The sequence below is a fragment of the Mesorhizobium sp. A623 genome, assembly GCF_054489405.1.
The window spans coordinates 173,897-200,193 of record NZ_JBTMXB010000009.1; the positions used below are offsets into that span (position 1 = coordinate 173,897).

General features: G+C 61.0%; 28 protein-coding genes and 3 pseudogenes. 23 read left to right on the forward strand and 8 right to left on the reverse strand.

Features of this window, described 5'->3' with window-relative positions:
- The first annotated feature begins 34 nt into the window (after nt 1-34).
- The 10 genes and pseudogenes from ACX3P1_RS12075 (at nt 35) to ACX3P1_RS12120 (ending at nt 8,423) form a co-directional block, all read left to right on the forward strand.
- Nucleotides 35-829 carry a segregation and condensation protein A gene (locus ACX3P1_RS12075; protein ID WP_459079847.1) on the forward strand — a complete coding sequence of 265 codons (795 nt, stop codon included), beginning with the start codon at nt 35-37 and terminating at the stop codon, nt 827-829.
- The gene (gene scpB, locus ACX3P1_RS12080; protein ID WP_459079808.1) at nt 826-1,569 is read left to right on the forward strand and encodes an SMC-Scp complex subunit ScpB; all 744 of its coding nucleotides are present in this window, start codon (nt 826-828) and stop codon (nt 1,567-1,569) included. Before ACX3P1_RS12075 ends, scpB begins: the two co-directional genes overlap by 4 nt.
- 166 nt (nt 1,570-1,735) lie before the next feature.
- A complete protein-coding gene (locus ACX3P1_RS12085) occupies nt 1,736-1,975 on the forward strand; it encodes a twin-arginine translocase TatA/TatE family subunit (protein WP_459079809.1) in 240 nt (79 codons plus the stop codon).
- 32 nt (nt 1,976-2,007) lie between these two features.
- Nucleotides 2,008-2,763 (forward strand): Sec-independent protein translocase protein TatB, encoded by a 756-nt coding sequence (gene tatB, locus ACX3P1_RS12090; protein WP_459079810.1) that lies wholly within the window; start codon nt 2,008-2,010, stop codon nt 2,761-2,763.
- A gap of 44 nt (nt 2,764-2,807) precedes the next feature.
- Complete coding sequence (tatC, locus tag ACX3P1_RS12095) at nt 2,808-3,632, forward strand: twin-arginine translocase subunit TatC (protein ID WP_459079848.1); 825 nt, start codon at nt 2,808-2,810, stop codon at nt 3,630-3,632.
- Between the two features lie 343 nt (nt 3,633-3,975).
- A pseudogene (locus ACX3P1_RS12100) lies at nt 3,976-4,686 on the forward strand (serine--tRNA ligase); the annotation flags it as partial.
- 123 nt (nt 4,687-4,809) lie between these two features.
- Nucleotides 4,810-5,421 (forward strand): annotated as a pseudogene (gene serS / locus ACX3P1_RS12105) (serine--tRNA ligase); the annotation flags it as partial.
- Nucleotides 5,421-6,185, forward strand: coding sequence for a 5'/3'-nucleotidase SurE (gene surE, locus ACX3P1_RS12110; protein ID WP_459079811.1), 765 nt, complete (start codon nt 5,421-5,423; stop codon nt 6,183-6,185). The pseudogene serS and the gene surE, both read left to right, overlap by 1 nt.
- A 3-nt stretch (nt 6,186-6,188) precedes the next feature.
- Nucleotides 6,189-6,842: a protein-L-isoaspartate(D-aspartate) O-methyltransferase gene (locus ACX3P1_RS12115; protein WP_459079812.1), complete on the forward strand. Its 654-nt coding sequence runs from the start codon at nt 6,189-6,191 to the stop codon at nt 6,840-6,842.
- A gap of 96 nt (nt 6,843-6,938) precedes the next feature.
- A complete protein-coding gene (locus ACX3P1_RS12120; RefSeq protein ID WP_459079813.1) occupies nt 6,939-8,423 on the forward strand; it encodes a peptidoglycan DD-metalloendopeptidase family protein in 1,485 nt (494 codons plus the stop codon).
- A 98-nt stretch (nt 8,424-8,521) separates the two neighbouring features.
- Here the strand turns inward: ACX3P1_RS12120 and ACX3P1_RS12125 are convergent, their stop codons facing one another.
- On the reverse strand, nt 8,522-9,391 hold the full coding sequence (locus ACX3P1_RS12125) for an ATP-binding protein (protein WP_459079814.1): 870 nt from the start codon (nt 9,389-9,391) through the stop codon (nt 8,522-8,524).
- Between the two features lie 173 nt (nt 9,392-9,564).
- Here ACX3P1_RS12125 and yajC point away from each other — a divergent pair, with 173 nt between their 5' ends.
- The 4 genes from yajC to ACX3P1_RS12145 all read left to right on the forward strand — a co-directional run bounded on the left by yajC (nt 9,565) and on the right by ACX3P1_RS12145 (nt 13,986).
- Entirely contained in the window at nt 9,565-9,906 is a 342-nt protein-coding gene (gene yajC / locus ACX3P1_RS12130; RefSeq protein WP_459079815.1) for a preprotein translocase subunit YajC, read from the forward strand.
- Between the two features lie 150 nt (nt 9,907-10,056).
- Nucleotides 10,057-12,594 (forward strand): protein translocase subunit SecDF, encoded by a 2,538-nt coding sequence (gene secDF / locus ACX3P1_RS12135; protein WP_459079816.1) that lies wholly within the window; start codon nt 10,057-10,059, stop codon nt 12,592-12,594.
- A complete protein-coding gene (locus tag ACX3P1_RS12140; RefSeq protein WP_459079817.1) occupies nt 12,594-12,983 on the forward strand; it encodes an Mth938-like domain-containing protein in 390 nt (129 codons plus the stop codon). The genes secDF and ACX3P1_RS12140 overlap by 1 nt, the downstream gene beginning before the upstream one ends.
- 163 nt (nt 12,984-13,146) lie before the next feature.
- Complete coding sequence (locus tag ACX3P1_RS12145; RefSeq protein ID WP_459079818.1) at nt 13,147-13,986, forward strand: phytoene/squalene synthase family protein; 840 nt, start codon at nt 13,147-13,149, stop codon at nt 13,984-13,986.
- A gap of 4 nt (nt 13,987-13,990) precedes the next feature.
- On the opposite strand, the gene trmFO is transcribed toward ACX3P1_RS12145, so the two are convergent.
- From trmFO to ACX3P1_RS12160, 3 genes are all read right to left on the reverse strand, one after another.
- Nucleotides 13,991-15,421 (reverse strand): methylenetetrahydrofolate--tRNA-(uracil(54)-C(5))-methyltransferase (FADH(2)-oxidizing) TrmFO, encoded by a 1,431-nt coding sequence (gene trmFO, locus ACX3P1_RS12150; RefSeq protein WP_459079819.1) that lies wholly within the window; start codon nt 15,419-15,421, stop codon nt 13,991-13,993.
- 368 nt (nt 15,422-15,789) lie between these two features.
- Nucleotides 15,790-15,930, reverse strand: a complete 141-nt coding sequence (locus tag ACX3P1_RS12155; RefSeq protein ID WP_459079820.1) for a DUF1127 domain-containing protein — start codon at nt 15,928-15,930, stop codon at nt 15,790-15,792.
- Nucleotides 15,931-15,975: 45 nt separating this feature from the next.
- Nucleotides 15,976-16,116 carry a DUF1127 domain-containing protein gene (locus tag ACX3P1_RS12160; protein ID WP_459079821.1) on the reverse strand — a complete coding sequence of 47 codons (141 nt, stop codon included), beginning with the start codon at nt 16,114-16,116 and terminating at the stop codon, nt 15,976-15,978.
- 236 nt (nt 16,117-16,352) lie between these two features.
- On the opposite strand from ACX3P1_RS12160, the gene ACX3P1_RS12165 reads away from it, so the two are divergent.
- The 3 genes and pseudogenes from ACX3P1_RS12165 to ACX3P1_RS12175 all read left to right on the forward strand — a co-directional run.
- The gene (locus tag ACX3P1_RS12165) at nt 16,353-17,471 is read left to right on the forward strand and encodes a DUF2157 domain-containing protein (protein WP_459079822.1); all 1,119 of its coding nucleotides are present in this window, start codon (nt 16,353-16,355) and stop codon (nt 17,469-17,471) included.
- A complete protein-coding gene (locus tag ACX3P1_RS12170) occupies nt 17,468-18,055 on the forward strand; it encodes a GDYXXLXY domain-containing protein (RefSeq protein WP_459079823.1) in 588 nt (195 codons plus the stop codon). Before ACX3P1_RS12165 ends, ACX3P1_RS12170 begins: the two co-directional genes overlap by 4 nt.
- Before the next feature lie 311 nt (nt 18,056-18,366).
- Nucleotides 18,367-19,329 (forward strand): annotated as a pseudogene (locus ACX3P1_RS12175) (tyrosine-type recombinase/integrase); the annotation flags it as partial.
- A gap of 568 nt (nt 19,330-19,897) precedes the next feature.
- On the opposite strand, the gene ACX3P1_RS12180 reads toward ACX3P1_RS12175, so the two are convergent.
- Nucleotides 19,898-20,656 (reverse strand): Arc family DNA-binding protein, encoded by a 759-nt coding sequence (locus tag ACX3P1_RS12180; RefSeq protein WP_459079824.1) that lies wholly within the window; start codon nt 20,654-20,656, stop codon nt 19,898-19,900.
- Between the two features lie 143 nt (nt 20,657-20,799).
- On the opposite strand from ACX3P1_RS12180, the gene ACX3P1_RS12185 reads away from it, so the two are divergent.
- Genes ACX3P1_RS12185 through ACX3P1_RS12195 form a run of 3 tightly spaced genes read left to right on the forward strand, consistent with a single transcriptional unit; the run spans nt 20,800 to nt 21,754 of the window.
- Nucleotides 20,800-20,991, forward strand: coding sequence for a hypothetical protein (locus ACX3P1_RS12185; RefSeq protein ID WP_459079825.1), 192 nt, complete (start codon nt 20,800-20,802; stop codon nt 20,989-20,991).
- Between the two features lie 11 nt (nt 20,992-21,002).
- On the forward strand, nt 21,003-21,320 hold the full coding sequence (locus tag ACX3P1_RS12190) for a hypothetical protein (protein ID WP_459079826.1): 318 nt from the start codon (nt 21,003-21,005) through the stop codon (nt 21,318-21,320).
- Nucleotides 21,317-21,754: a P-loop NTPase family protein gene (locus ACX3P1_RS12195; protein ID WP_459079827.1), complete on the forward strand. Its 438-nt coding sequence runs from the start codon at nt 21,317-21,319 to the stop codon at nt 21,752-21,754. The genes ACX3P1_RS12190 and ACX3P1_RS12195 overlap by 4 nt, the downstream gene beginning before the upstream one ends.
- 145 nt (nt 21,755-21,899) lie before the next feature.
- Here ACX3P1_RS12195 and ACX3P1_RS12200 read toward each other — a convergent pair whose 3' ends face one another.
- The gene (locus tag ACX3P1_RS12200; RefSeq protein WP_459079828.1) at nt 21,900-22,109 is read right to left on the reverse strand and encodes a hypothetical protein; all 210 of its coding nucleotides are present in this window, start codon (nt 22,107-22,109) and stop codon (nt 21,900-21,902) included.
- Nucleotides 22,110-22,207: 98 nt separating this feature from the next.
- On the opposite strand from ACX3P1_RS12200, the gene ACX3P1_RS12205 reads away from it, so the two are divergent.
- Together ACX3P1_RS12205 and ACX3P1_RS12210 are read left to right on the forward strand one after the other, a co-directional pair.
- Nucleotides 22,208-22,576, forward strand: a complete 369-nt coding sequence (locus ACX3P1_RS12205) for a hypothetical protein (protein ID WP_459079829.1) — start codon at nt 22,208-22,210, stop codon at nt 22,574-22,576.
- Nucleotides 22,573-23,187, forward strand: coding sequence for a DUF6456 domain-containing protein (locus tag ACX3P1_RS12210; RefSeq protein WP_459079830.1), 615 nt, complete (start codon nt 22,573-22,575; stop codon nt 23,185-23,187). Before ACX3P1_RS12205 ends, ACX3P1_RS12210 begins: the two co-directional genes overlap by 4 nt.
- A gap of 195 nt (nt 23,188-23,382) precedes the next feature.
- On the opposite strand, the gene ACX3P1_RS12215 is transcribed toward ACX3P1_RS12210, so the two are convergent.
- Nucleotides 23,383-24,096 carry a hypothetical protein gene (locus ACX3P1_RS12215; RefSeq protein ID WP_459079831.1) on the reverse strand — a complete coding sequence of 238 codons (714 nt, stop codon included), beginning with the start codon at nt 24,094-24,096 and terminating at the stop codon, nt 23,383-23,385.
- A gap of 761 nt (nt 24,097-24,857) precedes the next feature.
- Complete coding sequence (locus ACX3P1_RS12220; RefSeq protein ID WP_459079832.1) at nt 24,858-25,187, reverse strand: hypothetical protein; 330 nt, start codon at nt 25,185-25,187, stop codon at nt 24,858-24,860.
- Nucleotides 25,188-25,505: 318 nt separating this feature from the next.
- On the opposite strand from ACX3P1_RS12220, the gene ACX3P1_RS12225 reads away from it, so the two are divergent.
- On the forward strand, nt 25,506-26,276 hold the full coding sequence (locus ACX3P1_RS12225) for a hypothetical protein (RefSeq protein ID WP_459079833.1): 771 nt from the start codon (nt 25,506-25,508) through the stop codon (nt 26,274-26,276).
- Nucleotides 26,277-26,297 lie beyond the last annotated feature (21 nt).

The window sequence follows — 26,297 nt, forward strand, 5'->3', positions numbered from 1 at the left end:
GAAAGGGACGGCAAAGCCCGGCAAACCCGCTCCGATGGATGCCATCTGGACGGAGAGCGAAGAATCGCGCCTGACCGGCGATCCCTCTCTGGTGGTCGATGTCGCCGGTTTCGAAGGCCCGCTCGACCTGTTGCTGCATCTTGCCCGCACCCAGAAAGTCGACCTGTCGCGCATTTCCATCCTGGCGCTGGCCGAGCAGTATCTGGTCTTCATCGACCAGGCGCGGGCGGTGCGGCTGGAACTGGCCGCCGACTATCTGGTGATGGCGGCGTGGCTCGCCTTCCTGAAGTCGAAGCTTCTGATCCCGAAACTGCCCGGCGACGAGGGCGAAAGCGGCGAGGAACTGGCGGCGGTGCTACAGTTTCGCTTGAAGCGGCTGGAAGCCATGCGCGATGCCGCCGCCCGGCTGGTCAACCGCAACCGGCTTGGCCGCGACGTGTTTGCGCGCGGCATGCCCGAAATGGTCATCGTCGAGAAGCGCAACGCTTTTACCGCCTCGCTCTACGATCTCCTGACGGCCTATGCCATCCAGCGCCAGAAACAGGCGATCACCAATGTCCGTATCGCCCGGCGCGGCGTGTGGTCGCTGAAGGAAGCGCGCGACATTCTCTCGCGCCTGATCGGCAATCTGAGCGACTGGACCGATCTCGACAAATATCTGATCGAATATCTGGCAAGCCCGCAAGACAGGCGCACGGCGACCGCCAGTTCGTTTGCCGCCTCGCTGGAACTCGTACGCGAGGGCAAGCTGGAGGTTCGCCAGCACGAGGCGTTCGCGCCCATCTATCTGCGCGGGCGCGCGCCGCGAGGGGCCGAGGTGGCGACATGAGCGAGAGCAGCGGCGCATCCGTCATTCCGTTCAAGCCCGGCAATGAAGGGGCCGGCGACGAAGGCGGCAAGAACCCGATGGAGCGGCTGCATCTGGCCGAGGCCGTGCGCATGGCCGAGGCCATCGTCTTCGCCAGCGCCGAGCCGGTCAGCGCAAAGCAGCTTGCCGCGCGGCTGCCGGACGGCATCGACATTCCAGCCGCCATGGCCGAATTGCAGCAGATTTATGCGCGGCGCGGCGTCAATCTGGTACGGGTAGGCGACGCCTGGGCGTTCCGCACGGCGGGCGATCTGGCCTTTTTGATGAGCCGCGACACGGTGCAGCAGCGCAAGCTTTCGCGCGCCGCGCTCGAAGTTCTAGCCATCATCGCCTATCACCAGCCGGTGACGCGCGCCGAGATCGAGGACATTCGCGGCGTCGAAACCTCCAAGGGCACGCTCGATACGCTGCTGGAGACGGAATGGGTGCGCATGCGCGGGCGTCGCAAGACGCCGGGCCGTCCCGTCACCTACGGCACCACCGACGCCTTCCTCGACCACTTCGCGCTGGAGGAAATCCGCGATCTGCCCGGCATGGAGGAGTTGAAAGGCGCTGGCCTGCTATCCGGCCGCATGCCTTCCAGTTTCTCGATCCCGCTGCCGCCCGCCGACCTCGATGAGCTTCAGGAGGACGAGGACGCGCTGACCGACATCGACCTGGAGGAACTCGGTCTTTTGACGCCGCGCGTCACCGAAGACTGAGCCGCTGGCGGACTTGGCGCCGGGCAGGGCGCATTCGCCGCTGTGGGGAACGACAAAAGCGCGTGACATGCGCAATTCATCCGCTAAGACTGTCGCACCTGCGTTTGAAACCGAACGCGAAAACACATAGATCATCCCTACGGGAAACATTCGAGAGAGAGTAGCAATGGGTTCGTTTTCGATTTGGCACTGGATGATCGTCCTTGTGATCGTCCTGCTCGTGTTCGGCCGCGGCAAGATTCCGGAGCTGATGGGCGACATGGCCAAAGGCATCAAGAGCTTCAAGAAGGGCATGGCCGACGACGACGTCGCCGAGGACAAGCGCCCCGCCGAGGACAAGCGCACCGTCGAGCATCGCGCCGACGAGACGGTTGCCGCCGCCAAGGAAAAGGCCGGCAAGAGCTGAGCACCCTCGGCGTCTGACCGGATTGAAGTGCCATGTTTGAAGTCGGCTGGAGCGAAATGCTGGTGATTGCGGTCGTCATGATCGTAATCGTCGGGCCCAAGGATTTGCCTGCGATGCTGCGTACCTTCGGCCGCACGGTCGCGAAGCTGCGCGGCATGGCGGGCGATTTCCAGAAGCAGTTCAACGATGCGTTGAAGGAAGCCGAACTCGACGACGTCAAGAAGTCGGTGGATTCGCTGCGCGGCCTCAATCCGATGACGGAAATCAGGAAGCAGCTCAATCCGTTCGAAAAGGCCGCCGCCGACGTGCGTGCCGGCGTCGACAATGTGATGAAGCCGAAACCTGCCGCCGCCGAGGCGACCCCCGCCGAACCGCTCAAGAACGGTGCGACGGAACTGCCCGGCTCCGACGCACCGGCCTCGACGCCGGCATTCCCGGCAATGACCGATTCGTCCGTCGTGGCGGAAGTGGTCAACAGTCCGGTAAAAAAGGCGGCCCCGAAAAAGACGGTAAAGACTGCAGCGCCCAAAGCCGCGATACCGGAAGCGGCAAAAGCCGCGCCTGCCAAATCGACGCCTGTCAAGGCCTCGCCCGCGAAGGTCTCGCCCGTGAAGGTTGCCGTCAAGGTGGCCCCGGCGGCTGAAAAGCCCGCCTCAACGAACAGGAAGTTGGCTGAAAAGCCGGCCTCAACAAACAAGAATCCGGCTGAAAAGCCCGTCCCAACGAACAAGAAGGTGGCTGAAAAGCCTGCCGCAACGAAGAAAAAGACGGCAGGAACCACCAAGTGAGCGTTGACGAAAAGGACGAAATCGAGAAATCCTCCGCTCCGCTCATGGAGCATCTCATCGAATTGCGCCGGCGGCTGATCTGGTCGATCGGCGGCTTCTTCGCGGCCTTTCTGGTCTGTTTCTTCTTTGCCAAGAAACTGTTCAACCTGCTGGTCGTCCCGTTCAAATGGGCGACGCAGTGGGCGGGGCTCGACCCGCACAAGGTCGAGCTGATCTACACGGCGCCGCAGGAATTCTTCTTCACCCAGATCAAGCTCGCCATGTTCGGCGGCATGGTCATCGCCTTTCCGTTGATCGCCACGCAGATCTACAAATTCATCGCGCCCGGCCTCTACAAGAACGAACGCCACGCGTTCTTGCCGTTCCTGATCGCCTCGCCGGTGCTGTTTCTGCTGGGGGCGTCGCTGGTCTATTTCTTCTTCACGCCGATGGTGATGTGGTTCTTCCTCGCCATGCAGCAGGCCGGCACCGACGACCAGGTGCAGATTTCGCTGCTGCCAAAGGTGTCGGAATATCTAAGCCTCATCATGACGCTGATCTTCTCCTTTGGCCTGGTGTTCCAACTGCCGGTGGTCACCAGCCTGATGGTGCGCGTGGGCATGCTGTCGTCCAAGGCGCTGGCCGACAAGCGCAAATGGGCCATCGTCATCGCCTTCGTCGTCGCCGCCGTGCTGACCCCGCCCGATCCGATGAGCCAGATCGGCCTGGCGCTGCCGACGATCCTTCTCTACGAGGTTTCGATCTGGCTGGCGCGGATGATCGAAAAGACGCGTGAGAAAGAGAAGGTAGCAAAGGAAGCCAAGGAAGCGGCCGAAGAAGCCGCCGAAAAGGCCGCTGCCGAGGCAAAGGCCGAAACGCCTTCGGAGTAGAGCGCCTCGGGCGCTCTCGCTTGCGACACCCCTCATCCGTCTCGGCCTTCGCCGATCCACCTTCTCCCACAAGGGGAGAAGGCAAGAGCGCACGGCAACGTCGCTCTGCCATCACAGCGTCGGTGATTTGCGGTACGGGCGATGCAGGGCTTGCCTTCTCCCCCTGTGGGAGAAGGTGGATCGACGCGAAGCGGCGAGACGGATGAGGAGTGTTGGACGAAGCGCCCCCTCGAAAATAAATCTACCCGCACCTTCCTGCCCGAAAGGCAGCGTGGCGGCGAGGAGGCTTGCATCGGTCAAGGATGCGGTTTACCCCGTTTTCGCCCACGAAGGACGGTTTCAAATGCTCGATATCAAATGGATTCGCGACAACCCGAAGGTTTTGGTCGAAGCGCTGGAAAAGCGCTTTTGGTCGACGGGCGAGGCGCAATCGACGGTCGATGATCTGATCGCAAAAGACGAGGCGCGGCGCGAGCATCTGACCAGGCTGCAATCCAGCCAGGAACGCCGCAACGCCGCCTCGAAAGAGATCGGCAACGCCATGCGCAACGGCGATGCGGCCGTTGCCGACAAGCTGAAAAGCGAGGTCGGCGAGATCAAGGAATTCATCCAGAACGGCGAGGCGCGCGAGCGCGAACTCGACAAGGCGCTGAACGACGTGCTGGCGGTGCTGCCCAATGTGCCGCTGGACGACGTGCCGGTCGGCAAGGACGAGCACGACAATGTCGAGCGAAAGGATCATCGCTTCGGCGACGAACTCATCGCAAAGCGCCAGCCGCGCATGGGCAACAAGCCGAAGGAACATTTTGAGCTCGGCGAAGCGTTGGGCATGATGGATTTCGAGCGCGCCGCAAAGCTGTCCGGCTCGCGCTTCACCGTGCTGAAGGGCCAGCTCGCCCGGCTGGAACGCGCCATCGGCCAGTTCATGCTCGATTTGCACACCACCGAACATGGCTACACGGAAATGCAGGTACCGTTGCTGGTGAATTCGGCTGCAATGTTTGGAACTGGGCAGCTACCGAAGTTCGAGGAAGATCTGTTCGCAGCGACTCAACTTTTTTCGCACAAGCTGAAGTTGGCTCACTTCCGTGATTTGGTGGCCGAGGCTAAGTTTGACTCTCCACTTCATGATCTGGCTCAAACTTTCGCAACCGGACTGGATATGGCCGATCCTTATGATAGGCGCTATCTCATCCCCACCGCCGAAGTCCCTCTCACTAACATGGTGCGCGAGGAAATCACGGCGCATGAAAAACTCCCGCTGCGCATGACGGCTCTCACGCCCTGCTTCCGCTCGGAAGCAGGCTCGGCGGGGCGCGACACGCGCGGCATGCTGCGCCAGCACCAGTTCTACAAGGTCGAACTGGTGTCGATCACCGATGCGGAAAGCTCGCTCGCCGAGCACGAGCGCATGACCGAATGCGCCGAAGCCGTGCTGAAAAAGCTGGAACTGCCGTTCCGCACCATGACGTTGTGCACCGGCGACATGGGGTTCGGCGCGAAGAAGACATACGACATCGAGGTATGGCTGCCCGGCCAGAACGCCTACCGCGAAATCTCGTCCTGCTCGGTCTGCGGCGATTTCCAGGCGCGCCGCATGGACGCCCGCTACAAGGTCAAGGACGAGAAGGCGACGCGCTTCGTCCACACGCTGAACGGTTCCGGCACGGCGGTCGGCCGCGCGCTGATCGCGGTCATGGAAAATTACCAGAACGAGGATGGCAGCGTAACCATTCCTGAAGCGCTGCGGCCCTACATGGGCGGCGTTGAACGAATCGAATCGAAATAATGCGCATTCTCCTCGTAAACGACGACGGCATCCACGATGCCGGCCTGGCCTGCCTGGAGCGGATCGCGCGCACGATTTCCGACGACGTCTGGGTGGTGGCGCCGGAGACGGACCAGTCCGGCTACGCGCATTCGCTGTCGATCTCGGAGCCGCTGCGCTTGCGCAAGATTGGCGAGAAGCGGTTCGCGGTGCGCGGCACGCCGACCGATTGCGTCATCATGGGCGCGCGGAAAATTCTGCCGGGCCTGCCCGACCTCATTTTATCGGGCGTCAATTCCGGCGCCAATGTTGCCGACGACGTGACCTATTCGGGAACGGTGGCCGGCGCGATGGAAGGCGCCTTGCTCGGCATCCGCTCGATCGCCATCAGCCAGGCCTACGACTATTCCGGCGAAGACCGCGTCGTGCCTTATGAGACCGCCGAGGCGCTGGCCCCGGCGCTGCTGAAGAAGCTGGTTGCCATGCCGCTGCCGGCAGGCGTGCTGCTAAACGTCAATTTTCCGAACTGTGCGCCGGCCGAAATTGCCGGCACGGTTGTCGCCACGCAAGGCAAGATGGTCCATTCGCTGTCGGTCGAGGAGCGCCGCGACGGGCGCGGCCTGCCTTACTACTGGCTGCGTTTCGGCCGCGAGGCGGGCGAGGGAAAGAGCGGGACCGACGTTCACGCGATGGACAACCGGCTGGTCGCGGTAACGCCGCTGCATCTCGACCTGACGGCCCACGAGGTGCGCGATCAACTGGCCAAAGCGATTGGCGGAGAATAACCCATGACCCTGGCCACCGACGAGCGTGAGGGATTTGCGGCGTTCCTGCTGCGGCTGCGCGGCAAGGGAACGGTGCCGAAGGCGATGATCGCCGCGTTCGAGGCGACGCCGCGGCGCAACTTCATCGACGGTCATTTTCACGCCGTGGCCTGGTCGGACAGGACTTTGCCGATCGAGTGCGGAGAGGCGATCGAGGGCGCGGATTTGCAGGCCGCCGTCATCGCCGCCCTTGCCATCGAACCGGGCAACCGCGTGCTCGAGATCGGCACCGGTTCGGGATACACGGCCGCCGTCATGGCCAGGCTTGCCGGTCGCGTCGTCACCATCGAACGTTACAAGACGCTGGTCGACCTGGCGCGGCAGCGCTTCGAGGCGCTCGGCATAACAAACGCCATCGCCCGCCAGGCGGACGGTTCCAACGGACTGGTCAATGAAGGGCCCTTCGACCGGATCGTCGTGTGGGCGGCTTTTGAAAGCCTGCCGCGTTTCCTGCTCGACCAGTTGTCGAGCGGCGGCATCGTCATCGCGCCCATCGGCCCGGAGGAGAGCGAGCAGGTTCTGGCCAAGCTGATCAAGGTCGGCAGCCGGTTCGAGCGCGAGGACATCGGCACAGTGCGCCTCCAGCCCATGCTGGCGGGCATGGCGGCTGTTCTTTAATAAAATTAGCCTCGGATTCGAGGGGCTTAACCCGCCAGTAACATTAACGCGCTTTAATCATGCACAGTTGGTACCGGGTATGTGTGGGTTATCGCGATGCAACTCAGCGTTTTGAAGACAAATAGCCGCAATCTGGCGCGTGGCTGCGCCGTCCTGATGGTCGCGGGCTTCGCCTCGGCGTGCAGTTCGCAGGTCGCCCGCTTCGGCGATAGCCTCGACAGCGTCGCAACGGCCTCGACGTCGAACCAGCGCTCCATCATCGGCCAGGAGTCTCAGCCGTTCCCCGGCGACACCATGGCCGCCGCGCCGATCCAGCCGGTCAGCCGCGAAGCGCCGGTAGGGCGTTCAGGCCTGCCCCCGGTTTCGCAGGCGCAAGCTGCCCCCGCATTGGCAGCACCCGCCGCGCAGCCGGTCCGCACCGCAGCCGTTGAAACAGAACCCCGCATCGACCGCACGTTAAAGACGGGAACCGTCAACAAGCCGTTCCAGCAAGTGCAGGCCGACGCGCCGCGATTGAGCGACAACAAGCCAAGGCAGGAGGCGACCGAAATCGTCGTCGAGAGCGGCCAGACGATTTCGGGCCTGTCCCGCCGCTATGGCGTGCCTGCCGAGGCCATCATGAAAGTCAACGGGCTGAGCGAGACCAACGGCCTCAAGACCGGCAGCAAGATCGTCATTCCGGCCTATGGCTACAAGGTCAAGGGGCAGTCGAATGCGCCGGCCATCGCAAACGCCCAGCCGCTGGACGAGAACAAGCGCGCGCCGGTTCTGCCCCAGCCGCCGAAGCAGAAGGCCGACAAGGCGCAGGCTCCGGTCGATGCAAACGATCCATTCATCGTCTCCAGCAACGCAAAACCCGCTTCGACCGCGCCGAAGAAGGGCGCGCTGCCTGGCACCTATACGGTACAGTCCGGCGATACGCTTTCGGCGATCTCGCGACGGACCGGAATCAGCACCGCCTCGCTCAAGCAGGCGAACGGCATGACCGACGGGGCGCTGCGGATCGGCCAGACGCTCAAGATTCCAGGCGGCACCGCTGCTGCGGTAGCCAGCGCCAAGCCAAATGCGGTCGATCCGGTCAAAACGGCGTCGACGCCGAAGGCCACCAAGGCGACGCCGACCGAAACGCTGGCGTCCTATACGCCGCCGAAAAAGAACCAGGTAATCCAGCAGGCGGAAGCCTCCGACGTCGATGCACCGGATTCGACCGGCATCAGCAAGATGCGCTGGCCCGTTCGTGGCCGCGTCATCTCCGCGTTCGGCAGCGCCGGCAAGGAAGGCGACGGCATCGACATTTCCGTGCCGAAAGGCACGCCGGTCAAGGCCGCGGAAAACGGTGTGGTCATCTATGCCGGCAATGGCTTGAAGGAATTCGGCAATACCGTTTTGGTGCGCCACGAGGACGGGTTGGTCACGGTTTACGGCCACGCCAGCGAGCTTCAGGTCACGCGGGGCCAGAAGGTCAAGCGCGGACAGGAAATCGCGCTCTCCGGCATGAGCGGCGTCACCGATTCGCCCAAGCTTCACTTCGAGGTGCGCAAGAATTCCGCGCCGGTCGATCCCAGGAAATTCCTCGAATAGAGAACGATTGCTGGCCGTCTGTCCTCCAGTCCGGCCCGCCATCCAGGCCCGTTCCGCAAGGAGCGGGCCTTTTTCTTATTGAGGATCAGTTTGAGGCATCAGTCCCTGAGCGGCTGGCCTAGTCGCCCCGCCAGATCCTGCGTAAACTGCCACGCGACGCGGCCCGAGCGGCTACCGCGTGTCGTTGCCCATTCGAGCGCTTGCGCGCGCAAGGCGTCGGCGTCGATCTCCAGGCCGTAGTGCCCGACATAGCCGTCGACCATCGCCAGATAGTCGTCCTGCGAGCATTTGTGGAAACCCAGCCACAGGCCGAAGCGATCCGACAGCGACACCTTCTCCTCGACGGCTTCGCCCGGATTGATGGCGGTCGAGCGCTCGTTGTCGATCATGTCGCGGGGCAGAAGATGCCGGCGGTTCGACGTGGCGTAGAAGATGACATTGTCGGGTCGACCCTCGACGCCGCCTTCCAGTGCCGCTTTCAGCGACTTGTAGGACGTGTCGTCATGATCGAACGACAGGTCGTCGCAAAACAGGATGAAACGGTAGGGGGCAGCCTTCAGCCGCATCATCAGCCGGGGCAGCGTGTCTATGTCCTCGCGGTGGATTTCGATCAGCTTGAGGTTCTGCTTGTCCTGGGCGTTGATCTCGGCATGCACCGCCTTGACCAGCGAGGATTTGCCCATGCCGCGCGTACCCCAGAGCAGCACGTTGTTGGCCGCGTAGCCTTTGGCGAAGCGTTCGGTGTTGTCCACGAGAATGTCGCGAACCCGGTCGACGCCGCGGATCAGGCCGATCTCGACGCGATTGACTTTGTGTACCGGCTCCAGATAGCCGGGATCGGCCTGCCAGACGAAGCAATCGGCGACGGCAAGGTCGGTTTGTGGCGCGGGGACCGGCGCGAGACGGGCAACAGCCTCGATCAGGCGGTCGAGTTTCGTATTCAAGGCTTCGAGGGCATTGTCGGTCATAGGGTCACTTTACGTTCGGATTGGCGGCGCATGACCCTCTAACACGGGCGAACAGGCCAGAAAAGCTGCGGATTCGGCCGGAGATACAGTTGCATTGACAACTTTACCGACTATATTCCGGCCAACTTTGTGGGCCGCTTTGCGGCCTTTCTTTCTAATCCAGGAGTTCCTCGATGTTTGTAACACCGGCATATGCCCAAGGCTTCGGCGGCGCCTCTCCGGACATGCTCATCAGCATCTTGCCGTTCGTGCTGATCTTCGTAATCATGTATTTCCTGATCATCCGCCCGCAGCGCACGCAGATGAAAAAGCGCGCCGAACTGCTGTCGGCGATCCGGCGTGGCGATACGGTCGTCACCGGCGGCGGTTTTGTCGGCAAGGTGACCAAGGTCATCGACGACAACGAACTCGAGGTCGATCTAGGCAACGGCACCAAGGTGACTGCGCTGCGTTCGACCATTGCCGACGTGCGCGTCAAGGGTGAGCCTGTGGCGAACCAGAACGCCAAGAAGTAACCGTATCTAGAGCATCGGACCGAAAAGGGTTACGGTTTTCGGATTATTCCGATGCTCAAACAAAGTGTTAGAGCGTCCTTTGTGCCTCCCAAAGGAGGCACTGCGCTCTAAGGCGGATAGCCGCTTGCACGCCTGAACGGACAACGAACAATGCTGCATTTTTCGCGCTGGAAAACCATCGGTATCTGGGCAGTTGTCCTGCTTGGCGTGCTGTTTGCCGCTCCCAACCTCTTCCCGCAGTCGGTGCTGAATTCGCTGCCCAACTGGCTGCCGAAGAAGCAGGTGACGCTCGGCCTCGATTTGCAGGGCGGTTCGCACATCCTGCTCAAGATGGACCCGAACGATCTGGTCAAGGAGCGCCTAGTGTCGGCGCGCGACGAAATCCGCACCGCCTTGCGCGACGCTAAGGTCGGCTATACCGGCCTTAGCGGGTCGGGAAGGTCGGTGCAGGTCCGCATCCGCGATGCCAGCCAGATTGATGCTGCCAAGGAAGCGTTGAAGACGCTGACGACGCCGGTAGCCGCCGGCCTGCTCACCGGTGGTTCGGTCCAGGAATTGGAGATGGACGAGCCCGAGCCGGGGTTGTTGCGGTTCACGGTCACCGATGCCGGCATCCAGTATCGTACGTCGACGGCGATTGCCCAATCGATCGAAGTCGTCAGCCGCCGCGTCAATGAGCTTGGCACCACGGAACCGATCGTCCAGCGCCAGGGCTCCGACCGCATTCTCGTTCAGGTGCCGGGGCTTCAGGATCCACAGCGGCTGAAGGATATTCTGGGCCAGACCGCCAAATTGACCTTCCAGATGGTCGATCAGTCGGTGCCGGTGCAGGATGCGCTCGACGGTCGTCCGCCGGCGGGTTCGACGATCATGTATTCCAAGGACGAGCCACCGGTTCCTTATCTGATCGAGAACCGCGTCATCGTTTCCGGCGAGAACCTTGTCGATGCGCAGGCGACTTTCGACCAGCGCACCAATGAGCCGGTCGTGTCGTTCCGTTTCGATTCAAAGGGCGCAACCCGCTTCGGCCAGGCCACGCAGCAGAATGTCGGCAAGCTGTTCGCCATTATCCTCGACGATCATGTGATTTCGGCGCCACGCATCAACGAGCCGATTTTGGGCGGATCGGGCCAGATTTCCGGCAATTTCACCGCCCAGAGCGCCAACGACCTCGCGGTTCTGCTACGCGCCGGCGCGCTTCCGGCAACGTTGACGGTGATCGAGGAGCGCACGGTCGGTCCAGGCCTTGGCCAGGATTCGATCAGGGCCGGCAAGATGTCGGCGCTGATCGGCTCGATCCTCGTCGTCGTCTTCATGGTCGCAGCCTACGGGTTCCTTGGCTGGATCGCCAACGTCGCCCTGATCTTCAATCTGGCGCTGATCGTCGCCGTGCTGACGATCATGGGCTCGACGCTGACGCTTCCGGGCATCGCCGGTATCGTTCTGACGGTCGGCATGGCGGTGGATTCCAACGTTCTGATCTACGAGCGCATCCGCGAGGAACGGCGATCAGGGCGTTCGGTGCTTCAATCGGTCGATATCGGGTTCCAGAAGGCGCTCGCGACGATCCTCGACTCCAACCTCACCACGCTCATCGCCGCCGTCGTCCTGTTCTTCCTGGGCTCCGGCCCGGTGCGCGGCTTCGCGATCACGCTTGCTGTCGGCATCGTCACCACCATCTTCACGGCCTTCACCCTGACGCGCTGGCTGGCCGCCGAATGGATACGCCGCTCTCGCCCGAAGGAACTGCCGAAGGGCTATGTGCGGCTCGTGCCGGAAGTGACGCATATCCGCTTCATGCAGGTTCGCCTGCAGGTCTTCATCGTTTCCATCTGCCTGTGCGTTGCTTCCATTGGCCTGCTCTTCACCCATGGGCTGAACTTCGGCATCGATTTCACCGGCGGAACGCTGATGGAGGTGCGGGCGAAAACGGGCAATGCCGATGTCGGCGATATCCGCTCACGGCTTTCGGCTGCCGGGATCAAGGAAGTACAGGTGCAAAGTTTTGGCACCGAGACAGACGCGCTCATTCGTATCGGCGCGAAATCCGACGCCGGCGGCAATACCCTGGTAACCGATGCGCAGCAGTCGCTTTCCTCCACCTACGACATTCGTCGCACCGAACTTGTCGGCCCTACCGTGTCCAACGAACTTGCCTGGGCGGCTATCATCGGCGTGCTGGCGGCGATGGGCGCGATCCTGATCTATGTCTGGATACGGTTCGAATGGCAGTTCGCCATCGGTTCTATCGTGGCCACGGTCAACGACATTATCCTGACGCTGGGGTTCCTTTCCGTGACCGGGCTTCAATTCGACCTGACGACGGTCGCCGCGATCCTGACCATCGTTGGTTACTCCCTCAACGATACCGTCGTCATCTACGACCGCGTTCGCGAAAACTTGCGGAAGTTCAAGAGAATGCCGCTCGGTCAGTTGCTGGATCTGTCGGATAACGAGATGCTGGCCCGCACGACGATGACGTCGGTGACCACCTTCCTCGCGCTGCTTGCGCTGTTCCTGCTGGGTGGCGAGGTCATTCGTTCCTTTGTCGCGTCGATGCTGTTCGGCGTGTTCATCGGCACCTTCTCGTCGATCTTCATCGCAGCACCCATCCTCATCGTGTTCCATCTGCGCCCGACTGCCGGGCCTGTGGCGGGAGATGCAGCGCAGCAACTGCCCGCCAAGTAATGGGGCAGGGCATCATCATCCGCGAGGCGTTTTTTCCGGGGCGCGCGCCGATAGAAGCCTATGGCAATGGCGGCTTCCGCTTTGCCGACATGTCGCATCGCGGCTCGCTCCTGTGCCTGCCTTCCGGCATTCACGGCTGGGAGCCGGCCGATGCGGCGGCACTGACGGTAGGCGATTTCGAAAAGCTCTTTGCCGAGGCCGGACAGGTGGAAATCCTGCTGGTCGGCTGCGGTACGGATTTGCGGCGGCTGCCGGCTTCTTTGCATAAGGCGTTGAAGGACGCCGGCATTGCCAGCGATCCGATGTCGACGGGAGCGGCGGTGCGGACCTACAACGTGCTGCTGGCCGAAGAACGCGCCGTGGCGGCGGCGCTGATCGCCGTTGACTAGAGCGCTTCATGGCTAGATGGGATCATTCTGCCGGGCCGCTTCGAGCCAAATCCTTCGGCCTTCGTCTCGACCGCACCCCAGTGCGGCCATCGACAAATTCCTCGACCTTGTCTCGAACCGTCGCCGGCAGAATGTTCCCATCAAACCATGAAGCGCTCTAAGGATGGACGCCGCCGCGAAAATCATCATGGATACGGTGCGGGCCGCCGACCATGACCGCTATCTGGCCGCGCTCTATGCGCCGGCCGACAAGCGCGATGCGCTGTTTTCGCTTTATGCTTTCAACGCCGAGATCGCCAGCGTGCGCGATCGCATCCACGAGCCGCTGCCTGGAGAAGTGCGGTTGCAATGGTGGCGTGATGTCATTGCCGCCGATGAGGCGGCTGCTGTCGGCCATCCGCTGGCCGATGCGCTAAAGCGCACGATTGCAGCATATGATTTGCCCAAGCAGGCCTTCGACAACTATCTGGAGGCGCGAATCTTCGATCTCTACGACGATCCGATGCCGTCGCGTACCGATCTCGAAGGCTATTGCGGCGAGACGGCCTCGGCGCTGATCCAGCTTGCCGCCATGGTGTTGGACAAAGCGGCGGCGCCTGGTTTTGCCGAACTTGCGGGCCGCGCCGGCTGTGCCCAGGCCATGACCGGCCTGCTTCTGTTGCTGCCGCTGCATCGCGCGCGCAGGCAATGTTTTATCCCCGCCGACATCCTGGCTGCCGTCGGCACGTCTCGCGAGGAATTTCTGGCAGGCGACGCGGGTGGCGAGCGCGCCGTTGCGGCGCTGATCGCGCTGGCGCGGGAGCATTTTTCGGCGTTCAAAACCGGTGCCGTGGCGCTGCCTTCCTCGCTGCGGGCAGCATTCCTGCCGCTGGCTCTGTCCGGAGCCTATCTGGACAGGATGGAAAGCGCGCGCGTGACGCCGCTGCGCGAAACGGTCCGCCTGTCCGGTCTGCGCCGGCACTGGCTGCTGTATCGTCGTGCGAGCCGAGGCTGGGGCGGCTAAACGCCTATTCCGCCGCTTCGGAGTGCGCCATTCCCAACCATTGCCGGCAATCGGCCAGAGCGCGGGCGCTAATCGCCTGCTTCTTGGCCACCGTCTTTTCCTTGCCGCGCAGGCGCTTGCCTTCGATTTTCGGCGCTTCCATGGGCGGGAACAGGCCGAAATTGACGTTCATCGGCTGGAACGAGCGCTTTCCGGGCTCTTCGTCGGAAACGATATGCCCGCCGGTAATATGGTTGAGCAGCGCGCCGAACGCGGTTGTGACCGGCGGCGTCGAGGCGTGCACGCCCAGCCGCTCAGCGGCGGCGAAGCGCCCGGCCAGCAGGCCGATGGCCGCACTTTCCACATAGCCTTCGCAACCGGTGATCTGGCCGGCAAAGCGCAGGCCCGGCCGGCTCCTCAGCTGCAGCGACGCATCAAGCAGCGTCGGCGAATTGATATAGGTGTTGCGGTGCAGGCCGCCGAGGCGCGCGAACTCCGCGTTCTCAAGCCCCGGGATGGTGCGGAAGACGCGGACCTGCCCGGCATGCTTCAGCTTGGTCTGGAAACCGACCATATTGTAGAGCGTGCCCAGCGCATTGTCCTGCCGCAACTGCACGACGGCATAGGCCTTCACGTCGGGGTTGTGCGCATTGGTCAGGCCCATCGGCTTCATCGGTCCGTGGCGCAGCGTCTCCGCGCCGCGTTCCGCCATGATTTCGATGGGCAGGCAGCCGTCGAAATAGGGCGTGCCTTCCCATTGCTTGAACTCGGTCTTTTCGCCCTCGACCAGCGCCTGCACGAAGGCTTCGTACTGGGCCTTGTCCATCGGGCAGTTGATGTAGTCCTTGCCGGTGCCGCCGGGGCCGACCTTGTCGTAGCGCGACTGGAACCAGCAAATATTCATGTCGATCGAGTCGAAATGAACGATCGGGGCGATGGCATCAAAGAAGGCGAGCGCATCGGCGCCCGTGGTTTCAGCTATTGCCTGCGCGAGCGAAGGGGCGGTGAGCGGTCCCGTGGCGATGATCGCCTGATCCCAGTCCTGCGGCGGCAAGCCGGCCATTTCTTCGCGCATGATGGTGATGAGCGGATGGGCCTCGAGCTTTTCGGTGACGGCCTGCGAAAACCCGTCGCGATCGACCGCGAGCGCGCCGCCCGCCGGCACCTGATGCGCATCGGCGGCAGCCATGATCAGCGATCCGGCCAGCCGCATTTCGGCGTGGAGCAGGCCGACAGCATTGGATTGCGCGTCGTCGGAGCGGAATGAATTGGAACAGACAAGCTCGGCCAGCCCGTCGGTCTTGTGCGCGTCGGTGCCGCGAACGGGCCGCATCTCGTGCAGGACGACCGGCACGCCGGCCTGCGCCGCCTGCCATGCCGCTTCCGAACCGGCGAGACCGCCGCCAATGACGTGAATGGGGACGTGAATGGAGACGTAAACTGGTTTGATGCTCATGAGGATGCGAGATAGTCGCTTGGCCGGATGATTGCAATCGACACCGCTATCGGCAGCGTGGAAGTGATGAGGATGGGAAAAAAGCCGTCCAAAACGACAACACCCGCCGGGGGAGGACCGGCGGGTGTCGTTTTGTTGGCCCACCCTCGGGAGGAGGTGAAGGTCGGCCATATTCGCCATAGCCGGGGAGGAGGTCGGCATTGACGAAATTCTGCGTCGCCGTTTTAAGGGGGCGAGACCCTTGGGAAACAACGCCCGCCGCGGGAGGAGGTGCGGCGGGCGCCGTTTGGGTGGACAGCCTCTGGGAGGAGGATGAGGCTGGCCGTATTCGTCAGGGTCGGGGAGGAGGTCGACCCTGGCGAAATTCGTTAAACTGCCTTGCGGGCGATGGCAGCGATCTCACCACGGTTGATGCCGAGGTCGGAAAGCTGGCGGTTGGAAAGGCGACCCAACTCGTTCACCGTGTCGCGGTAAGCGCGCCAGTTACGATAGTTGCGGAGCAGGTTCATCGGAATTCTCTTTTCGAGGTGTGGACCGTTATCGGTCCGAAAAAATTAGATCGACCGGCGTGCGACGAACTGGATGTCGCTACGGCTGATGCCGAGGTCGGTCAGTTCGCGGTTGCTCAGGCGGTTCAGCTCGGTAACGGTTTCCCGGTAGCGGCGCCAGTTGCGGTAGTTGCGGATCAAGTTCATGATATCTCTCGTTTCGTCTTTCGTTCGGACCATTCCGTCTTGTGTACAAAGCATAGATAGGCTTACCCAAATCGATTTGGAAGTGCCATTGGTGCATAGCAGCAATGCATTTGTGCAATGCAACATGGCAATTGAATCACAGTACCGACACAAATCGGCCAGAATCAGAAAACGACGTAACGTCAATCGTTTGTGCGGATTGTTTGATAAGCTGATGAATTGGAAGGGAAAGCCGTATGGCAGGCTATTCGGTGCGCGTCAGGCAGGATATCGCCCGCTGGGTTCAATCGGGACTTATCGATGTGCCGACCGCCGATGCCCTGGCCCGCGACGTTGAGGACAACGCGCGTCGTTCGCTGAGCTTCGGTTCCATCCTGGCGATGCTGGCGGCACTGCTGTTCGGCGCGGCGATCCTGATTTTCATTGCGGCCAACTGGGAAGCTTTTCCGCGCATCGTGCGCGTCGGGCTGCTTTTCGCCCTTCTCCTTGGCGGCTATGTCGGCGGCGCGGTGCTGAAGACGCGCAAGCACGCTGCACTGGGGGAGGCACTCTGGATCGTTGCGGCTGCGGCGTTTGGCGGCTCCATTGCCCTGATTGGCCAGATGTACCACCTGCCGGGCGACGAATCCTCGGCCATGGCCGTGTGGGGAGCCGGCACGGCGCTGGCCGCCCTGGCGCTCCGCTCCAACGCGCTGACTGTAGCGGCGGTTGGAATTGTCGATGCGTGGTTCGTCTATTCGATCGTGGGCAGCTTCGATTTGTTCCGCAGCCTTCAAATCCCGCATTTCTTCGTGCTTGTCTCGATCGTCCTGTTCGCCCTGTCGTTCTGGACACGCAGCCAGCCGGCTCGTCACCTCATTATCCTGTCGCTGATATTTTATGCCGCCACGCTCGCCATCGATCACGACATGATCGGCATAGCGGCAACGTTGGCGGTGGCCAGCGCCGGTATTTTTGCCGTTGCGTCGCTTGCCCCGGAGCAGGTCGATAAGATCGTCCAGTTGGGCGGGCGGCTGCCGCTGCATGCGCTGATCGGCTTTCTTACCGGCATGGCGATGATACAGATCGACCTGATCGAAGATGGCGGCTTTGCCGTTTCCGCCGCCATCGTGCTTGCCGGCATCGCTGCGGCAATCGTGCTGGCAGGGCGCGATAGCCGAGCCGTGCGCTGGCTCGCCTATCTGGCGTTCGCACTGGAACTGTGCCTGATCTACGCGGTCACCATGGAAACGATGCTGGGCACGGCCGGCTTCTTCCTTGCCGCCGCGGTCATCCTGGCTGTGCTGGCCTTCGCCATCATCCAGATCGAGAAGCGCATGAAAAGAGCGCCTTCCATCAAGGGAGCCGTCGCATGATGACCGGGAAAAGACTGATTGTGTCGGCTCTGGTGCTGGCGCTTGCCCAGATCGGGTTTTTGAGCTGGATCATCGCCGGGCGGGCGGCGATCCTGCGCAACGGCACGGAGGTGCTGCTCAAGGTCGAGCCGGTGGACCCGCGCGACCTTCTGCGCGGCGACTTCATCAATCTGGGTTACGAGATTTCCCGCATTCCGGTGAAACTGATCGCCAATGCGCCCACCGGTGGATATGTGAGCCACGATGGCTCGATTGTCGTCCGGCTGAAGAAGGATGCCAACGGCTTTTGGCATCCAACCGCAGCGTGGCTCGACAAGGCTCCGGATGCGGCCGCGCCGGGCGAGGCGGACATTGCCGGAAACCTGTCCTCCGGCTGGGATATCGCGTCAAACCCCGATGCTACCGTCTCGCCCGACTACGGCATCGAGCGCTTCTACCTGCCGGAAGGCGAGGGGCTGGCTATCCAGAACGACATGCGTGTCCGCCCCTTCGCCATCAAAGTGGCGCTCGCCAAGGATGGCACAGCCCAGATCAAGGCGCTGATGGACGGCGACAAGACACTGTTTGAAGAACCGCTTTATTGAGCGTCGGAGCGACGGCCAGAAAAGGAGTCGAACCCATCGGGTTCGCAAGGGCGACGGCCCGTCGGCCGTTCAGGCCGCCCCATGGAGGCGTGAGCGAAGCGAACTGGCGTGAGATAAAGAAGTTGGTGCGGATGAGACGCATCCCATTGTAATTGCTGTGCTTTTCTCCTTGTCTCTATCCTTCTCAAAGTGTTTGATGCTGCTTTCTTATTCGGTTTCCTGCTATTGCTCCCTTTCTCACGTGATCGCCCTGTAGCGCACCGATAGAAGGGGACAATTCGGGGGACGTGAAAACGGGGGTTTGAGCAGCCATGGGAGTGATGAACCGACTGACCGTGAAGGGTATTGCATCCCTCCCTCCCGGTAAACATGCCGATGGTGGCGGGCTGTGGATTTATAAGCGCGAAAATGGTGCGCAATGGGTGCTCCGTTTTACGATCCACGGCCGGCGTCGGGAGATGGGTTTAGGCTCCGCAACCCATGTGTCGCTTAAGGAAGCGCGGGAGACAGCCAGCGAGTGCCGCAAGGTGGTTCGCTCGGGAATGGACCCTATCAAGCAGCGCGAACGCCAGCGTCGCGAGGATTCCCGAAAAATCCACCTGCTGAAAGATGTTGCCGAGGATGCTTTCGAGGCACGCAAGGCGGAACTGAAAGGCGACGGCAAGGCAGGGCGGTGGTACACGCCGCTGGAACTTCATATCCTGCCGAAGCTGGGCAAGGTGCCGGTCGCCGACCTCGATCAGAAAGACATTCGCGACACGCTGGCACCGATCTGGCACACGAAGGCGGAGACTGCGCAAAAAGCGCTCAGCCGCCTGACCATCTGCTTGAGGCACGCCGCTGCGCTCGGCCTCGACGTGGACTTGCAAGTGACGGCCAAGGCCCGCGCCCTCTTGGGCAAGACCCGCCACAAGGCCGAGAATATCCCCGCGCTGCCGTGGAAGGACGTGCCCGCCTTCTACAAGACCTTGAGCGACGGCACGGTTACACACCTTGCCTTGCGGCTCCTGATCCTCACTGGCGTTCGATCCGGCCCGCTGCGCTTCATCCGGGAAGACCAGATCGACGGCGACGTGTGGACGATCCCGGCCGAGATGATGAAGGGCAGGAAGGACGCTACGGCGGATTTCCGGGTGCCACTATCGACCGAAGCGCTGGCAGTGATCGAGGAAGCCCGCCGCCATGCCCGCGACGGCTACCTGTTCCCAAGCATCCGCAAGGGCGTCATCAGCGATATGACCACGGGCCTCGCCAAGATCTGCAAACGCCTGGAGGTGCCTTGTCCCTCGCGCGGCTATTGGAACAAGAAGGCTGCAGGCAACCGTCGCTGGCCCAGCACCGGCAATCGTCGATACGTGCTGAGGTTCATCAGGGCGCGAAATGAGTTGCTCCATAACCCGATCTTCACGGTGGTCCAGTTCGCTACGTAGAATATCTTTTTCCCATTGCGTCCGAACTTTCGCGTGCCTGGCGTCGCGCTGAGCCGATGTCTCAACACTATGCCGATGTTCTTTATCCGATCTCGACAGAACTGCCGTCCTACCCAAGATGGGTCGCAGTGGTCTGTCGCGAACGGTGCGTTCCCATTCTTCAAGTTCGTCGTCTAGGTCGGTCGTGGCCGTGCTGGAGACACGCGCATCATCCTGCGGCACCAAGTGAATGGAAATATCGCCGATCTTCACGATCGGGACGTACCCGGCACGGGCAGCGCCTTTGCAAAGGGCGGTAACCTGTCGAGCGGTAAGATCGAGTTTCCGGGTCATTGCATTTTGATCAGCGGGGAAGGCGATGGAGGCTTGGGACGAAGTTGCATCAGGACGATGCAAAGTGGCAAACGTTGAATCAAGAGACCCGTTCCAAAAGGCCTTCGAGTTCATCATCGGGCGCTAGGCCTTTCAATTTCTCTCGGAGCTTTTCGATTGAGATTGGAGGAAGTGACAAGGCAGGCTCCATCTTACGTCGAAGATCACGAATTCTGGCTCGGTCCTGCTCGGTGTCGGTCGAGGCAATCATATAGCGATTATATTCTTGCCTCTCATCTTCATTGAGGCGTTCGAACGCTGCACCTACGAAATTTCCTTCTCTAAATATATAATTGTGCGGGATGATATTGCAGAGAAATCTATCCTCATCAAAAACAAGAACTACAAAATAGTTCTGTGCATCAGTCATTCTTCGCTCAAGGACGGGAGCATTGTCGTCGGCTCTAAAGCGCATCCAAGTATCCCAGTCGACAGGATGCCAATCGCCCGAGTGCCATTGTAGTACACGCATATCTAAGTCGTGAAGCGGCCACGAAGATTGGTGTGGAGCAGGGTAAGCGTCTTCGATTATCCGAAGCGCCGCGTCGCTGATCAGCTTCTCCACCTTCTCCCGAACCTCCACAGGTGAGGTCACCGCTCTGTCGTACAAGTCAAAGGGAATGTGTATAGGCGGCCATTTTGCGAACGACTGGCCTAACCGCACGACAATCTCCGCGTTCATAGACCTGCCGTTTGAATCAGCGGCTTCCCTGATCATTTCCCGCATCCCGTCAGGCATACGCACAATGAATCGCTCCATCCGCTCGCTCGGAAACCGGTCGTCCTGATCATCAGCCATCACGAAAACTCCTCGGCGCACGCTTTATGCACAGATACTGCCAAATCGGAATGATGCCGACTTGACATCATCGGCATGTCGATGCCATACCAATCTAGTGATGCCAAGTAGGCATCATGAAAATTGGTAAACAGGAGGTTGCTTTGGACATCGAAGAAACCCGCATGACGGTTCGGCTACCTGCTGACGCCATGCGCTTTTTGGAACAGGAGGCGAAAGCCGATTTTACGTCGAAGAACGCGCAGATTGTCCGCGCCATTCGCGAGCAGATGAAAGCAAAAGGCCCGGCCGAGACTGCAATCTCGCCGAGCCATGTCACCCACCAACCCGCATAAGGAATGGAAAGATGATGATTGAACATAGCATTTCCACACCTGAAATCAACCGCAGATGCTTTCTGCTCCATACGGCGACGGCTGGTGCCGCTCTCGCCGTCGCGGTGCCGGCAGTTGCTGCCGAGTCAGAAATGACGACGCGCGAACGGGTCATTTGGCATATGCGTGAGCTTGAGCGACTTATCCGCGAGGATGGGGGTACTAGGGCCGTCGTTCAGGCGAGCGGCATCTACACCAGTAATGAAGATTGCCGCTTTATCGGCATCCATCTCAGCGGCCGCCTGACTTGCGACGACAACATGTTCGCCCCGAAAGGCGGCGCATCATGAGTGCGCGCTACGGCGTTACCAACATCGTCATCGATCCCTACAACGAGCTTGAGGCTTCCCGGCCCGACAAGCAGACCGAAACCGAGTTCGTCTCGCAGCTTATCTCGAAGTGCAAGAAGTTCGCCAAGCACCACGGCTGCACGGTCTGGATGATCATCCACCCGACGAAGCTTCGTGCCGACAGCGACGGCAAGGAGCCGGTTCCCGGCCTCTATGACCTCGCCGGCAGTGCTCACTGGCGCAACAAGGCCGATGCTGGCCTTGTCGTCTACCGCGACTTCGAAAAGGACTGCACCTTCCTGATTTCCAAGAAGATCAGACGCCAGCCCATGTGCGGTCGGCCGGGTTCGGTGAAGCTTGAATTCATCGGAGCTGACCGTCGTTTTCGTGCGGTGCCCGATAGCTATAAAACCCTTGGGAGTGACGGCAAATGACACCGCGTCACGTCTACCCTATCAATATCGCCGTTCGTCACCGACCGCATCGGGTGGCGAGCTGGCAGCCAGCGAATGTGGCGGCATGAAGCGCACCACAGCCTTGCCTGTACACTCTTGTCGTCCGATCACCTGCAGCGTCAGTTCAAAGCGCTATTCTGTCTTCGGCGAGCAGCCCCGCTTTTTCGCAAAAGTCGAGGAAATGCGGCTTCGCTTGGTCCGGTTTTATATGCCCAGCTTTGGCGGACTCAATCGATTTGCCCGCGACATATGCGAATGGATGATCAGCATTGTTGGGATAGGCCCCGATAATTGCGGCAGCCTCTTCCACGGTTGTGATTGGAGTAACGCCCAACTCGCCGTCCTTCACCCACACGCTAGTCGTGAACCTCATGACATCCTCCCTGATCCGATTTACGCGCCGCGTAAACGCGCACCTCGGCAGGAGGTTGCATGACCATAGCCGAGCGCAAGGCGCGTGAAGCCTACGACCGCGAAAACCCATGGCGGCCGATCGCGACCATCACCGACGACATGATCGGCATGATCTGCGAATTGCGGACCAGCTATCACGGCATGGCAACGGATCAAGGGCATCGTCGGTTCTTCAACGACGGCAACGACTGGTACCAGATCGAGCCACCGGAGAAACTTTGGACGTGGTCACCCATTATCGAATGGCGACCGACCGGAACCCGACTTGCTGAGCATCGCCAGCGTTCCGTCATCCGTCGTGCCGAGTACGGCACTTACGAATATCGCGGCGGTCGCCTCTACAAAAAACCTAAGCAATACAAGCTCTATTGGAGGGCCGACGATTGACCAAGTCCAAGACCGCGACAAAAGCGGCCAAGCCGAAGGTGTCGAAAATGCCGAAGGGCGAGGCCGATCAGGTCCGCATCCGTCGCGATCTGGGCCACGATTTCGCATTGAAGCAGGACGAGCACGGCCGAACGCGCCTCATCGCCGGATCGGTCGACGCTAGGCGCGTCTACGAGGTGGTCAGCAACGACGGGCATATCAGCACCGGTGGCATCGTCCGGGTCCGCAAGATCGATCCCCTGAAAGGTATCCTGTCCCTGACGGATAGGCAGCGTGGTGCCGGCCTGCGGTATCGGGAGGATTTCGAACTGGCCGCACGAGAGGGATTGAAAACGGGAACATTCCAAGAGCGCGTCGATGGTGGAGGAATGACAGCATCGATATCGGCCCGGCTGCTCGACAATCATGCTGCCATGCATGATGCGCGGGAGGCCGTGGGCTATCCCGAGATCGTCGTGGTGCTCGACGCCATCTGCGGCCTCGGCATGTCGATCAGCGAACTGGCGGCCAAGGAAAGCGTGGTGCGCGATATCCCTGCCCAGCTCCTGCGCATGGGTCTGGAGCGACTGGTTGTCCACTACCGGAACCAGCAGGCATCACGTCACGATTGAAAGATGACGGCAGCTATGATGCCCGCCCATCGCGTGGCAACGCTGCGTGGAGATTTGCGATCGGACATGGCATGGTTCCGACGCGATCTCCTCGAGCCTCAATACGACTTCGGCAGCCGCCTCAGTTCAAGGATCGCCAATTCAGCTCATGGACGGCCATCCTCCAGAATAGACCGTCCTCGAGTGCCTGGTAGATCACGGTGCCCGCAACACGATGGCGTTACCGTCATGGTCGCCGGTCGTGAAGTCCGCGCCACTCCCGTTGCCAAGCGGGACGGATTCGGCGAGCTGGTAGGCGGTTTTCTCGGTGAGCGCTGCGGCGAGTTCGTCCCGCGCGCGTGCGAACGAGGAGTACACGTGTTCGCGCTTCTGGTAGTCGACGTTCTCATGGCTCAGCGCGGCGATGAAAACCCAGCCAGCGTCGGTCTGCCGCGGGCCGAAGACGCGGGCGTGATTGTTGTCGAATATATAAAGGTGCGTGGAGAAGGCGTGGCCGTCTTGTTCCGGCAACTGGCCATAAACCTGCCCGTCGATCACGCCGCGATAGCCTGACGAGTGATGGAAGCGCGAGGGGTAGCCGGCACGGGTCATCGCCTCGATCAGGCGGACCTTGGCGTCGGCGGCGTCATTTGCGCGGGCGTCGATGAAAACGACGTTGATCGGTTCGCGCAGCGTCTTGCCCTCGAAGGTTTCGCCACCCCACTGCGCCGCCACGCCGTCCGGATCGATCATCCACTTGCCGAGACTGCCGATGCCAGGAACGTCGGTGGCCTCCAGCGCGGCCGGCGTGGCAGGTTTCAACACCGCAGGCGTTCCCGGCGCGAGGCCTTCGGCGCTGACGCCGCCGAAACAGCCTAGGGAAAGCGAAATGGAGAGGATGGCCATTGCTATGCAATGTTTTGTCAGCATGTGTGTTCTCACTGTACTTGAAACATGACGGCATCACCGTCCGGATCGATATACGGCCAGTACTGACTTATTTTGGGTTAATTTCGAAGGCCGCCCGTCTGCCGTTCAGCCGCCGCCGCATAGTGCGAGATCTTCGCGTTTTGACCAGGCGTTCTTCACGAGCGTCTTGCCCTACGCCGAAATAATTGCAGTTTCTCTGCGCGGCTCCTTTGCGCTTCTCCGCCACGCTGCCGTGTACGCTTACCGTTCGGCCGCTTAGGTCGGCTGCACTGCCTTCACTGCAGTCGAGATGCATGACCGTCTCACGCCGGTGACCGTCGATGTGAAGCAGGCGATGACCGCCATGCTTCACACCTGCCATACGGCCTGCGGCGGGGCAGGAACAGCGCGATGGCCTGAACCATCATGGCAAGAACCGAGCGAATCCGCTCATCGAGTTCGGCAGCATCAGAATTCTATGGTCGTGCCTAAGATCGGGCCGTGCTGGGTCGCCCTCCAACTGAAGTCGCTGCTTTCGTAGTCCTGGAGTTGGCGGCCAAGGAAAACGTGGTCCGAGATATCCCTGCCCAACTCCTGCGCACCGGGCTCGAAAGGCTCATTCTCCACTATGCCAATGTTTCGGAGCCGAAACGGAGTTGACACCTGACGGCAGCTATGGCAGATAGTTGTTCATGCGCAGAGTTGCGCCGGTGACCCGCCCCGACTGAGAGGCGGGTTTTGCGTTTTAGGGTAGCCGTTGACTCCCGATGATCTGTCTCGGCTCAATCTTTACACGCTTCGTCATCAACCTTGGCAGCGGCGGTCTGGTCACCCTGCTGCTGGGCTTCAACATCCTGCTGAGATGTGGCCAAGTTCTTGTCGCCACCGCCTTCCTCAGTTGCGAGCGGCATAGTGTTACCGTCCTTTTTGACGGCATTATTGGCATCGTTTTCCGCTTTCGGCTTCTCGAGCGGAGCGTGTGTGCCGTCCTTGGAAATACCGGCGGTTTGCTCAGTCCCGCTATTTGATGCCGACTTATCAGGACAGGCAGCAAATGCGGACCCAGCGGTCATCGAAATCGCTGCGACTAGTATCAACAAGCGGTTTTTCATCTAACGCGTCCTTCTGTTTAAGTGCCCAATAAACAGAACAGAAGCGCGCATCCTTTTGTTCCAACGACGCCGTCTTTTCAGCAGGACGGAGCAGCCCGGTAGCTCGCTGATATCCAAATCCAGAGTCGTCCGTTCAAATCGGACCTGCGCAACCAGTTGCCCGCCAAGTGCCCCACACCCCAGGAGCTAGATGTTCAGCGGTTAGCCAGCGCGGGCAAGGCAATTCCTCCCGCCAGAGTGCGGGAACGCCATTTGCGAGGCGGCCGCGTTTGCCGGCTGCCCTTCCTTTGCCTAAAACGGAGGTTACATGACGGTTCCGTGACGATGCTGTTACGGGAGATGATCGTGGCGCAAATAATGCATCCGACAGATAGCAGCGGGGTAACGCAAGGCGATACCATCGAGAACCGCCTAAGCCCGTCAAGCCAATTCCATGTTCGGATTTGCGCTTTAGTCACGGTCGGAATTGTTACCGTCTCTGCCGCGCTGGTCGCTATTCTGTCACCTGACATCCGGCCTTTGCTGTTGCAGGAAGACGGTATCATCGAAATGGGCAGCGTCGTGTTCCTGATCGCAGCAGTGCTCGGGGCAGCAGTTTTGGTTGGGACTTTGGGGCTGCGGATACCGCTTCTGCTGGCGGGCTTGATCGGGTTCGCCGAGCTAATGGATGAAACCAGCTTCGGATCAAGGCTATTCGGATTTGAGCCTCTTCCGCTTTATGGTGGCGGGCAGTTGGACGGCTTTCACGACCTGCTGATCCTTGCATACCGGCTATTGCGCGGCTTCAACCAGGATATCGCCTGGCTGTGGCTGGGCCTGATGCTTGTGGTGTCGATGGGACTGATGACATTCGCCCTGATGAAGGGTATCGGTGGTACTGCGACCCAGCTATCCGGCCATGCTCTGCTCTTCCTGCATGTCGGATTCATCGGCTTGGCGCAGGTCATCGACGCCGGCACATCGTCGCGCGTTCTCTCCGCCATGGAAGAAGTCTTCGAGCTTAACGCGGCCATTTTACTGACCTTCTACATTGTACAGCAGGCCCTTTTAATTTCGCACCAGCGAGAGGCACGGCGGAAGGCGGCTTAGTTCAGAGGCGGCCCGATCAGG